The sequence below is a fragment of the Microcystis sp. M44BS1 genome, assembly GCF_020244875.1.
Classification (GTDB): domain Bacteria; phylum Cyanobacteriota; class Cyanobacteriia; order Cyanobacteriales; family Microcystaceae; genus Microcystis; species Microcystis panniformis.
The window spans coordinates 1-10,088 of record NZ_JADBVM010000297.1; the positions used below are offsets into that span (position 1 = coordinate 1).

The window sequence follows — 10,088 nt, forward strand, 5'->3', positions numbered from 1 at the left end:
AATAAATTCTTGAGTAAAAATAAATATTACCAATTGTAAATTTAAATATTTTTAAGTATTGAAGGTATTTGCATATAAAATACTTATCATTTTGCCCCGATTGCCTCTAACTTTTCCCTCCCCACAGCAATCACCGGGTAAGTAGAAAATTTCTCACTCTTTCTCCTAGAGATGAAGTACAGAGTAATCCTTACTCATCAAGTATTTTAGCAACAATAACTAACCTCATCTTTCTGAGAAAGGCTGTAGCGAAAGAACATCTGATCAGTGGGAGCGTTACTTTTCATGCTTCCTAAATTTTATGCGAAGTTGTCGGGTTTCCTCGATCGAACTGTTCTAGGTTTGGGAAATGGAGTCAAGATAGAGAGTATCAGGACATATATCTTGTTCGTTCGGCCAAGTTATCGTACCATCTAAAATTTTTACTTGATTAAAATACTGTTTGTTTTTAAGTTCTTGAAAGATGCCAAAATCGAGCAGTGGTGAACAATCATAAATTTTCTTTTCTTCATTAGTAAAGATGAGTTGTAATTGATAGTTTGGCAAAGGGATAACTTCTTTAACTCTAGGGTTCATGATTTATCTCAGTGGTTCAATTTTATACAGTTGTTGTCCTGAAATCGAAGGATTCTCTCTCGGAAATAACCTTGATCGAATAAAATTCTTTCATCGACAATCGCGAAAGAGTTCACAATCGAACTCTCAGATAATTTCCTTTTAACTAGGGGAATATAATCGGCTATCTCCATCTAATTTGATCGTAAACTTATCTCTTTTCTAGCTGCCAATAGCATTTCATAATAAACATTCCACTCGAAATAATCCATAGCGTCCCCTAGCTCACCAGAACGAAATCTAGGATAGAATTCTTCCGAACTCATGCGATATTGATTTTCGTATTGCTTGACACGGGTTTCTAAATCCAAAATTTGAGCGTTAGTCTGCAAATTTTCCCGTTGTTCGCTCTCAATTTTTCGATTCAGTAACTCTCTTTCTTCCTCGGAGAGAGAGAGAATAATTCGCGCGAGAGAATCAATCAGTTGGGTATTCATTGTCGTTAAAATCCGAGATAAGTAGCTGGTTATAATTAAATTAAAAATGGATTTTAGGTTCGATCCCCCCTGCCCCCCTTGATAAGGGGGGTGCCGATCCCCCCTTAATCCCCCTTTGATAAGGGGGGTGCCGATCCCCCCTTAATCCCCCCTTAATAAGGGGGGCATCTGAAAGTTTTCAATACCTAGCTACTTAGGATTATTTCCCCTGAGAACTGTACCGGATTCGATCGAGAACCGCTGCCATGACTGCTAGGAAATAATAGGTGGATTAGGCTAGACCTATCCACCCTAAATGTCTAAATCTGCGGGGCTAAATTTCTTGTGAATCTGAGGAAAACCTAACTGTTTAATCACTTGATGTTTGCGTTCTTCCTCAAGGGATGACAACTGATTATAATTAACCCAGTGAATACAGTTAACCGGACAAGTCTCGATCGCTTCTTGAATAATTTCTTCTTCGTCACCGTCCTGATTATAGACACGAGAGCGACCGTATTCGCCTTCAATAAAAAAGGTATTGGGGGCAACGTGGGCGCAGTGTTTACAACCAATACAAGTGACCTCATCGACGTAAACCGCTTTCTGGCGCAGTAAACCGCCTAATTCCGGTTCAAAACCAGTGCGATCGGGGGAATCTCTTAGGAATCCCCCTAACTCTGGTTCAAAACCAGAGCGTTCGGGAGAAAAATCAGCCATTAGGCGCTCCAACGTTGTACCACTAGACGAATGGAACCATCAGTATTTTTTTCCTGTGCTGCCACCTGAAAACCCTGTTTAGCAGTTTCTGCCAGAATGGTGTGGTAGGCATAACCTTGATTTACTTTTCTTAAAAATCCTTCTACGGTTAGGGGTTGTTGCCAGTATTGTAAATCGGCAACTAACTCGTACTCGTTACCATTCCAGCGAAAACCGATATCGTAATTGTTATCTTGTTCAATTACCACCTCTGCGCTTAAAGTTTGACCTTGATAACCTTTGACGGGGTGGGAACCCTCTTTCCATTCCATCCCCATATCGCTGAGGGCGGCTTTTAGGTAGGATAGATCGCGGATTTTGGTTTTGATATTGCTAAAGTGTGACATGGCTTTTCAGTGGCTTAAATAAAGGGATTGGGAAAAATGAAAAATTACCAGTCGCTAAAAGTGGCTGCGTTGCTGACTTTCTCTGACTGGCTGACGGTTTGATGGTAATAATCCGAGGTTTTCTCTTGAGACATCAGCTGCCCGAGTTGTGCCTCGATCGCCGCCGTCACCTCTTGACAAGATGAACCGACTATGCCTGTCACCTTTTCCATGACGCGACCATCGGGATAGATGATAAACTCTAGGCTTTCCATGCTCATAGCTCTTCTCGGCGTGATCTGGGGTTTGCAAAGCTCCCTATCGTTTTAATTTACGATAGTTTGCTAATCGTAGCAATCTGGTTAAAATTTTAGCAAAACTTTATATTATCTGAGCCAACCACTTTCATTTTTTGTAAGTTTCCCGTAACTTTTCTTCATCGTCAAGGGCGAACCTTAACCTAGTAGGCATAATTTAACAAAACTACACAAAAAAGACGACCTGAAGCGATAAATTGAAAATAAAGGAGATGCAACGGCGAACCACGACCGCCGAGATCATAGAATTTTGTCTATAGGAATCAGAACAAATATGAATAAACAAATAGCCAGCGATCGCCTTCGGATCGGTGTTTTAGGTTTTGGTGGTTTGGGACAGGCTGCCGCTAGAATTCTCGCCCCCAAACAGGAAATGCTTTGGACTGCCGCCGCCGACAAAGCCGGTTTTGCTTACCACAAAGACGGTCTAGATGTCAATACCTGTAACAAAATTTATCATGACCAGGGTTCGATCGGTTATCTGGAAAATTACGGCAGTCTCAGCGAGAACAGTATCGAGGAATTAATCAAAACTGCCGATGTAGAAGGCTATTTTCTCGCCTTACCGAATTTACCTAACAATTTCATGGCCGATATCGCTAAAACTTTCATTCGCTTAGGTTGGCGCGGGGTTTTAGTCGATGCTCTCAAACGTACCAGCGCCATGGCACAAATCTTAGCACTACAAGCAGACCTAGAAGCCGCTGGCATCACCTACATGACCGGTTGCGGTGCTACCCCCGGACTGTTAACTGCGGCCGCTGCCCTAGCTGCCCAGAGTTATGCAGAGATTCATAGCGTTAAAATTACCTTTGGTGTGGGAATTGCCAACTGGGAGGCTTATCGTGCCACTATTCGCGAAGATATCGCCCATTTACCCGGTTACAACCCAGAAACAGCCCACCAGATGAGTGACGCGGAAGTGGAAATGCTGTTAAATAAAACCAATGGCATTCTCAGCCTCGAAAACATGGAACACGCGGACGATATTATGCTGGAATTGGCTGGAATTTGTGGACGCGAGCGGGTTTCCGTCGGGGGTGTGGTGGATACGCGCAACCCGAAAAAGCCTTTAAGTACCAATGTTAAAGTCACGGGGCGGACTTTTGAAGGCAAAATTTCTACCCATACCTTCACTTTAGGTGATGAAACCAGTATGGCGGCTAATGTCTGTGGGCCAGCTTTTGGTTATCTGAAAGCGGGGGTTTCCCTGCATCGTCGCGGTATCTACGGATTATGGACAGCAGCGGAGATTATGCCGCAATTTGTGCGCTAGGGGTTTCTCTGCCGTAAAATAGCTAAAACTTTCGGGAAAATAGCGGGTAAGGGAGCGATCGCTTCTAGGCTCTCCCCCGTGACCGGATGTATTAAGATTAAACGATAGGCGTGGAGTAATTGCCCGGGTAGATTAATTCCGATGGAACGACCGGAACTATAGAGGGGATCCCCAAGAATCGGATGACCGATGTGGCTGCTATGAACGCGAATTTGATGAGTTCTGCCAGTTTCTAGGCGAAATTCCATTAAGGTGTAGTTGCCTAGTCTTTCCTTGATTTGCCAGTGAGTGACAGCATTTCTACCGCCTTTTTCCACGGCAATAATAGCCATTTTTTGGCGATCGCTGCGGTGACGACCGATCGGCAGATCAATTGTACCTGTTTCGCTTTTGGGGACACCGTGGACAAGGGCCATGTATTCCCGGCGGGCAGTTTTGGTTTTTAATTGTGCCTGTAGGTGTTGATGGGCCTGGTCGGTTTTGGCAATAACGATCGCGCCCGTGGTATCCTTATCTAAACGGTGAACTATACCGGGGCGTTGAATTCCACCAATTCCGGCTAAATTTGGACAGTGATGCAGTAAAGCGTTAACCAAGGTTCCCGATTCGTGGCCGGGGGCCGGATGAACCACTAAATCGGCAGGTTTATTGATAATAATCAGATATTCGTCTTCGTAAAGAATATCAAGCTCGATCGCCTCGGCGCTTAATTGCAGGGGTTGACTGTCGGGAATGGTAATCTTTAGGCGATCGCCTTGAGCAACTTTAGTATTTTTATTGGTGCAAATTTGACCATTTAACTGTATATATCCCTGTTCTATCAGTTTTTGCAGTCTCGATCTCGATAAATCGGGCAATTGTGACCCCATCCAAGCATCTAAACGTTCTTTTTTTCCCGCAACTTCTAAGTTTAATTGGTTCATCGGTTTTTAGTGATCAGGGTGTAGGGTTTAGGGAAGGAAACCTCTTTCATCTGTGGGGGTGAAAATTTTTTCATCAGGACTGATTACTGATTACTGTAAGGTTCTACCCTAGTAACGAATATCTGCATTGTTATTATCTTCGGTTTCGAGGACGATCTCGAATTCTTCTACAACGGAATCAAGGAGGGGATTAACTGTGGGATTTAACAGGGGGGTTTGGGGGGTGGGGTTAGAGATAGCGAGAATTTTTGCTAATTTTGAGCGAGTTTTTTGGATTTCTACCTCTAACAATCCCGTGATCGTTTTGCCAGTTTTCACTAAAAGAAAAGCTTGGTCACTGCAAGGGGTTAAGATCAGATGACCCTGGGGACTGCGAACAGCAATTTGTTCCAGATCAGACCAGCTTAATTCCTCTTTTGTGTTATTGACAAGATAGACCATTGTTCCTGCTAAGATTAAAGCACTATTGTGTTCCATGCCGATGGAATCAGTCAAAGGTTGACCCTGGGGAGAAACAAGCATGATCCCCTCAATAGCGAGCGGTTTTTCGGCTAATTCTTGCAGGATTTTGGCAATTTCTACCTGATAATTTGGTTGACTAGGTACGGTATTTTTAGAGTTATCATAGTTATTATCGGTGGGATGTGGTCGTTCTTTGGTTTCTTTCGAGGAGATAAACCATTGCAGGTTTTTTTTTTCTCGCAGTTGCTGGTGGCTAAACAGACGAATATCTTTAGAAAGTTTAATCCCTAATTCAAAGGCATTTGCCTGATAATTGTCGGCTAAAGTTAAGGGTTCAAGGGAGATTTTAGCCTCATCTCTGGCAATACGTTTTAGGGGACCTGCTTCTAGACAGGCAAGAATTTTAAATAGTTGTTTCGAGTCGAGTAGTTCCTGTAAATAATAACAATGAAAGTAAGGTATATCCCCACGACCAAATTCATCCTTACCATCGTTAATTAACCAACCAAAGAGGGTGTTATGGGAGTCAATTTGATAGATATAGACTCCTTTAAATTTACTATCTGGAGGATTATAGGTGTCCCATAACTGAGAGACTATATGTTGATAAAAAAACTGTTGAATCCCTAGGGGGACATTGGCACTAGCGATATATTTAAATCCCAGTTGCGAGAAACTGCTATAAATCAGTTGTTCAACGAGCAAGGACATGATCTGTAACCTTTAAGCACTTTTGTGCGCTATTATAAATAATTTTAACACAATTGTGTCTTGTTTCTAGTTTTTAGGCCTAAGCAAAATTAATTACACATCTAAGCCACTACTCCGTAAGACTTCTGCTGATGTGAGCAAACAGAGAACTGAAAACCCAAATCCGATACCTAATAGCTGTCTCCCGTCTCGGAGTCTCGGAGTCTCGGAGTCTCGGAGTCTCGACTAGGAAATTAATTTTGCACTACTACTTATTTGACGACATTTCTCACCGTTAAGATAACTGCTATAAGAAAGTCAGCAGATTTTTGAGAGATTTTTTGGCTAATCTTTCTGTAAATAGTTCGGATATAGTGCTGGTCGTTTAGGAAAAGTTTACCAGTTGTTGATCGATTTGAGACAATAACCAAGATAGGGAGTCTAAAGCTTGATTTGCTTGCAGCGTGCCTTGTTGGGAATCAATTAAAACTGTTGAGTAAAAAAAACGGTGATTAACTTTTTGGTCTCGCAGTTTTTGCTCTAATTTTTGGACTTTTAATTGTAGGTTTTGCCAAGATTTTTGGTCGGAAAAAACTAGATCGCATTTGCTGATAATAATGCCTAAATTAAACCTATTTTTATTATAGTTAATTATCTCGATCAAGGTTTGAAAAATTTTCAGGTAATTGTTATGCTTGTCTGAATCATTTAATAAACTTGCTGCCTCTAAAAACAGTAAACAAGCATTAGCCTGTAAAGCCATATTGACAAAAGCTAAATTATAGATTTGACAACTTTCTCCCGGTAGATCCCACCAGCGAATTGTCGCTATTTTCTCCGATTGATCACCGCTTTTTTTCTCTAAACTAAAATCAAAGTTACTAATTTTTAAAGTGGCGGGGGGATATTGACCTGTTCTAGCGACATAATTGAGAATTTTTTCAATATCTTCTTCACTTTCTTCCTCTTGAGATCTGAAGACAATATTAGCCTGATTTCCCCAAGTTGCTGGATTTTTTAAAGTCTGATAAGATGCCGCTAGGAAAACTGTTTTTCCTGCTCCTCTTTGACCGATACTGAGAACTGTATAAATTGGGTTTTCTTTACTAAGATTTTCCTGATTATTAGTCATTTTAAAACCTCTAAATTGAATGAAAAAAACTTTTGCGACGATGATTGTGTCTCTCAAGCCAACACAGACGAGAAAAATTGACTTGAGATTAGTTAATCTCCTTAGCTCAACAATTCCATTCTGCACTCTTGTAGTTATGCTGTCTGGAAAGATGGTTAAGATGATTATATTTGTTTTGTCCCCTCGGATCATCCGGGTTAACCAAATCTTCACAAAAAGTTACTATTCTAATAGTAATGGAACTTGCTCTCGGTGCTTGAGATGGAAATCTTGGGATTAAATTTTCCTGATTTTTAAGTAGGTAGGTGTTAAAAACTTTGAGATGTCCCCTTGTTAAAGATCGATTAAGGGTAGGGTTGATTCATGAATCAACCCTAGGATGAATCAACCCTAGGATTAAGGGGGGATCGAACCCAAAACCCATCTTCAATTTAATTATAACCAGCTACTTAACGACAAAAGCCAGAGCAAATCAGTAGAGATTTCCTCATCTCCAAAAAATAGAGAGACATTGTTATAACAACGTCTCTAGATCAGAGTAAGCCAAGCTGTTTTAAACAACCGAATTATTGGTCACTTTATTCAACAAAAAAACCATTGAGAACTCCTGAAATGATCGAAACCACAATCGAACCGAATAGAGCGGCAAAAAATGATTTTACCTCAAAGCCACTGATAAAATAGGAGGCTAAAGAAAAGGAAATGGCATTGACCACAAAAATAAATAACCCTAGGGTTAAAATAGTTAAAGGCAGGGTAAAAAGAATCAACAGGGGTCTAATAATAGCATTAATTAAACCCAAAGCGACAGCAGCTATCAAAGCCACGGTAAAATCTTTAATTTCTATACCGGGTACTATTCGCGCTGTAATCAATAAAGAGACGGCGGTAATCAACCAACGGAGGAAAAAAGATAACATAAGTCCATCCATCTAAGATAGTTCATCCTCATCTATTTTAATCGCCATCGCCACTTAAAGAGACGGAAGTTTTCAGGAGATGACAACGAAAACCGACATTGACTGCTGCCGCTGCTCGAAAACCAGAGCAGGAACATAAGTAGCTGGTTATAATTAAATTAAAAATGGATTTTAGCTTCGATCCCCCCTGCCCCCCTTGATAAGGGGGGTGCCGATAGGCGGGGGGATCTGACACTGATAATAAAAAGGAAGATTCCCTCGGACTATCACTCCCAGAAAAGAGGCAAGACTAAAGATGATATCTAGAAATAATTTTAGCCAGAACTGGCAAGGACAAATCGGTAAAACGAGAATAATTCGGGTATCAACTGGCATTTTCATGCTAATGAGTCTGCTTTCTCTCCTCTCAGTGCCACCCAGTTTAGCATCTCCTGAGCCACCTAATTCGGTCATCGAGGCTGTCCGTCAACATTTGAGTCAGAAAACCAAGATACCCGTTAATCGCTTGCAAATTCAAGCAGCACAACCACAAACCTGGCCCGATGGTTGTTTAGGATTAGCTAAACCGGGAGCATTATGTACTCAAGCGCTGGTGCCAGGATGGCGAATTATTCTGACTGATAAGCAAAAAACTTGGGTTTATCGCACCGATAGCAGTGGCACTAATCTCCGCTTAGAAAAGTAAATTTCTTTTGATATTTTCCGGCTGCTTTTTCGGCATCCCCAAAGCAGCGTTTTCCTGATTTAATTTTCCTTCCCTCAGGGAAGGCGAATTGTCTCAAGCACCCCGTTGGGTGACGAAAATCGGCTGAGAATGGCTCTATGGTTTGTTTCAAGAACCTAGTCGTATGCAGAAACCCTATTTAATTAATAATCCCAGTTTTTTGCTCTTTTTTGCCTTATAACCCCTGTGAGGCTGGGAAAAGTAAACAGTAATTCGGTCAACAGCCCTCAACTATCGTTAAGATGGATAGGAGAAGGTAAAGTTTTATATGTCCCCTTCAACTGCGTTTAGGAGTTCCTGCTAACGATGACACAAGCTACTCAGATTCAAGGAAAAGGAATTTTACTCAGTCAGGCTGCCCTCAAACACCTTACCACGCTCAAAGAGCAACAGGGCCAGGATTTATGTCTGCGCGTGGGTGTGCGTCAAGGTGGTTGTTCGGGAATGTCCTATATGATGGATTTTGAGCATCCTAGCAATATTGGCCCCCAAGATGAGGTTTTCGATTACGATGGCTTCAAAATTGTCTCTGATAAAAAAAGTCTGCTCTATCTCTACGGTCTCATGTTAGATTACAGCAACGCGATGATCGGCGGTGGTTTCCAATTCACTAATCCCAACGCCAGTCAAACCTGCGGCTGTGGTAAGTCTTTTGGCGTTTAATATTTCTCCAGGGTGATACCTTTCACCCCCGCCTCCCAGAGGCGATTTTTTTTTGCCAAAACCCTTGACAAAATCGGAGACTTGACCTATACTTTTTATATAATGGGAATCCGTGCCTGCCTGCGAACCCTTCATTTTTAGGCTAGATACCCTGCTCTGAATTAGAGACGATAATAATCTGAGGAAAACTTTTTAGACATTAAGAGGGGTTTTGACTGAGATTCCGCAAGGTACGATTGACAAAGCTGAGGTAGTCGTCAATTTCTTCGTAGGCATCGAGTTCTTGCTTTTGTGCGGGGGTAATTGCTGATTGTTTCTCTAGTTGGAGTAATTCTTCAATCCGAGTCTGAACGGCAGTGGAGGCTCGAAATATAGCAACTCCATCTTCTAATTCTAGGCAGACGGCTCCCTCTCTGGCTAGGGCAGAGGGTAAGTGATTGAGTTTAGGGATTGCTTGGGGGGTCATTTCAGTTACCAGTTATCAGTCAACGGTGACTACCGCAGTCCAGTCGGTAGCTTGAAATCATACCATTTTTCATAAGTAATGGCAGAGATGGTTAATCGCCCTAACCCCCCACCCCCCTTGCCCCCCCGACGTCGGGGGGGCAAGGGGGGGTAAGATACCTGCCAAGAATAAAGAAAAATGGTATCAGAAGGATTTTAATTTTTATCCCCATTATTATAGTTAGCAAAAGTATAGTCAAATATAGACAGACTGAATTCCATTTCAGAAATTCCCTTCACTTTTACTTCGAGAGATTGATTCTCCTTGGGTGAACTACGCACCTCTCTATCCCATAGCGGTTAAACGCATTTGGGAATGCTTTTCGTAAAATATTGTAGGAACCCATGACATCAGATTGAA

The 10,088-nt window shown here is 41.8% G+C and carries 13 protein-coding genes and 1 pseudogene; 3 read left to right on the forward strand and 11 right to left on the reverse strand.

Translation table 11 applies throughout. From position 1 onward, the window contains the following. Positions 1-336: 336 nt before the first annotated feature. The 5 genes from IM515_RS22290 to IM515_RS22310 all read right to left on the reverse strand — a co-directional run bounded on the left by IM515_RS22290 (position 337) and on the right by IM515_RS22310 (position 2,397). Complete coding sequence (locus IM515_RS22290) at positions 337-576, reverse strand: DUF2442 domain-containing protein (RefSeq protein ID WP_002787103.1); 240 nt, start codon at positions 574-576, stop codon at positions 337-339. A gap of 173 nt (positions 577-749) precedes the next feature. Continuing rightward, on the reverse strand, positions 750-1,052 hold the full coding sequence (locus IM515_RS22295; RefSeq protein WP_287626935.1) for a hypothetical protein: 303 nt from the start codon (positions 1,050-1,052) through the stop codon (positions 750-752). Between the two features lie 291 nt (positions 1,053-1,343). Then, entirely contained in the window at positions 1,344-1,751 is a 408-nt protein-coding gene (locus IM515_RS22300) for a ferredoxin (protein ID WP_002747586.1), read from the reverse strand. Further along, complete coding sequence (locus IM515_RS22305) at positions 1,751-2,137, reverse strand: DUF1257 domain-containing protein (RefSeq protein ID WP_002731926.1); 387 nt, start codon at positions 2,135-2,137, stop codon at positions 1,751-1,753. Before IM515_RS22305 ends, IM515_RS22300 begins: the two co-directional genes overlap by 1 nt. Positions 2,138-2,181: 44 nt before the next feature. Then, positions 2,182-2,397 carry a DUF2997 domain-containing protein gene (locus IM515_RS22310; protein WP_002752708.1) on the reverse strand — a complete coding sequence of 72 codons (216 nt, stop codon included), beginning with the start codon at positions 2,395-2,397 and terminating at the stop codon, positions 2,182-2,184. 310 nt (positions 2,398-2,707) lie between these two features. Here IM515_RS22310 and bioU point away from each other — a divergent pair, with 310 nt between their 5' ends. Further along, positions 2,708-3,709 (forward strand): (S)-8-amino-7-oxononanoate synthase BioU, encoded by a 1,002-nt coding sequence (gene bioU / locus IM515_RS22315; protein WP_002767366.1) that lies wholly within the window; start codon positions 2,708-2,710, stop codon positions 3,707-3,709. Here bioU and IM515_RS22320 read toward each other — a convergent pair. From IM515_RS22320 to IM515_RS22335, 4 genes are all read right to left on the reverse strand, one after another. Further along, on the reverse strand, positions 3,706-4,632 hold the full coding sequence (locus tag IM515_RS22320; protein WP_287626936.1) for an RluA family pseudouridine synthase: 927 nt from the start codon (positions 4,630-4,632) through the stop codon (positions 3,706-3,708). The genes bioU and IM515_RS22320 overlap by 4 nt on opposite strands. 108 nt (positions 4,633-4,740) lie before the next feature. Further along, positions 4,741-5,805, reverse strand: coding sequence for a roadblock/LC7 domain-containing protein (locus IM515_RS22325; protein WP_287626937.1), 1,065 nt, complete (start codon positions 5,803-5,805; stop codon positions 4,741-4,743). Between the two features lie 364 nt (positions 5,806-6,169). Beyond that, complete coding sequence (locus IM515_RS22330; RefSeq protein WP_287626939.1) at positions 6,170-6,916, reverse strand: TRAFAC clade GTPase domain-containing protein; 747 nt, start codon at positions 6,914-6,916, stop codon at positions 6,170-6,172. A 578-nt stretch (positions 6,917-7,494) separates the two neighbouring features. Continuing rightward, entirely contained in the window at positions 7,495-7,836 is a 342-nt protein-coding gene (locus tag IM515_RS22335) for a phage holin family protein (protein ID WP_002767360.1), read from the reverse strand. Positions 7,837-8,131: 295 nt separating this feature from the next. On the opposite strand from IM515_RS22335, the gene IM515_RS22340 reads away from it, so the two are divergent. Both IM515_RS22340 and IM515_RS22345 read left to right on the forward strand, forming a co-directional pair. Continuing rightward, the gene (locus IM515_RS22340) at positions 8,132-8,521 is read left to right on the forward strand and encodes a DUF8738 domain-containing protein (protein WP_052276017.1); all 390 of its coding nucleotides are present in this window, start codon (positions 8,132-8,134) and stop codon (positions 8,519-8,521) included. A 345-nt stretch (positions 8,522-8,866) separates the two neighbouring features. Continuing rightward, positions 8,867-9,223, forward strand: coding sequence for an iron-sulfur cluster assembly accessory protein (locus IM515_RS22345; protein ID WP_287626940.1), 357 nt, complete (start codon positions 8,867-8,869; stop codon positions 9,221-9,223). Positions 9,224-9,422: 199 nt separating this feature from the next. On the opposite strand, the gene IM515_RS22350 is transcribed toward IM515_RS22345, so the two are convergent. Together IM515_RS22350 and IM515_RS26020 are read right to left on the reverse strand one after the other, a co-directional pair. Next, on the reverse strand, positions 9,423-9,689 hold the full coding sequence (locus IM515_RS22350; protein WP_287626941.1) for a hypothetical protein: 267 nt from the start codon (positions 9,687-9,689) through the stop codon (positions 9,423-9,425). A 280-nt stretch (positions 9,690-9,969) separates the two neighbouring features. After that, positions 9,970-10,088, reverse strand: a pseudogene (locus IM515_RS26020) (IS200/IS605 family accessory protein TnpB-related protein); the annotation flags it as partial.

What these genes read in the sequence shown, in the direction of transcription:
- IM515_RS22290 (WP_002787103.1), bottom strand. Translation starts at nt 576, where the DNA reads ATGAACCCTAGAGTTAAAGAAGTTATCCCTTTGCCAAACTATCAATTA.
- IM515_RS22295 (WP_287626935.1), bottom strand. Translation starts at nt 1,052, where the DNA reads ATGAATACCCAACTGATTGATTCTCTCGCGCGAATTATTCTCTCTCTC.
- IM515_RS22300 (WP_002747586.1), bottom strand. Translation starts at nt 1,751, where the DNA reads ATGGCTGATTTTTCTCCCGAACGCTCTGGTTTTGAACCAGAGTTAGGG.
- IM515_RS22305 (WP_002731926.1), bottom strand. Translation starts at nt 2,137, where the DNA reads ATGTCACACTTTAGCAATATCAAAACCAAAATCCGCGATCTATCCTAC.
- IM515_RS22310 (WP_002752708.1), bottom strand. Translation starts at nt 2,397, where the DNA reads ATGAGCATGGAAAGCCTAGAGTTTATCATCTATCCCGATGGTCGCGTC.
- bioU (WP_002767366.1), top strand. Translation starts at nt 2,708, where the DNA reads ATGAATAAACAAATAGCCAGCGATCGCCTTCGGATCGGTGTTTTAGGT.
- IM515_RS22320 (WP_287626936.1), bottom strand. Translation starts at nt 4,632, where the DNA reads ATGAACCAATTAAACTTAGAAGTTGCGGGAAAAAAAGAACGTTTAGAT.
- IM515_RS22325 (WP_287626937.1), bottom strand. Translation starts at nt 5,805, where the DNA reads ATGTCCTTGCTCGTTGAACAACTGATTTATAGCAGTTTCTCGCAACTG.
- IM515_RS22330 (WP_287626939.1), bottom strand. Translation starts at nt 6,916, where the DNA reads ATGACTAATAATCAGGAAAATCTTAGTAAAGAAAACCCAATTTATACA.
- IM515_RS22335 (WP_002767360.1), bottom strand. Translation starts at nt 7,836, where the DNA reads ATGTTATCTTTTTTCCTCCGTTGGTTGATTACCGCCGTCTCTTTATTG.
- IM515_RS22340 (WP_052276017.1), top strand. Translation starts at nt 8,132, where the DNA reads ATGATATCTAGAAATAATTTTAGCCAGAACTGGCAAGGACAAATCGGT.
- IM515_RS22345 (WP_287626940.1), top strand. Translation starts at nt 8,867, where the DNA reads ATGACACAAGCTACTCAGATTCAAGGAAAAGGAATTTTACTCAGTCAG.
- IM515_RS22350 (WP_287626941.1), bottom strand. Translation starts at nt 9,689, where the DNA reads ATGACCCCCCAAGCAATCCCTAAACTCAATCACTTACCCTCTGCCCTA.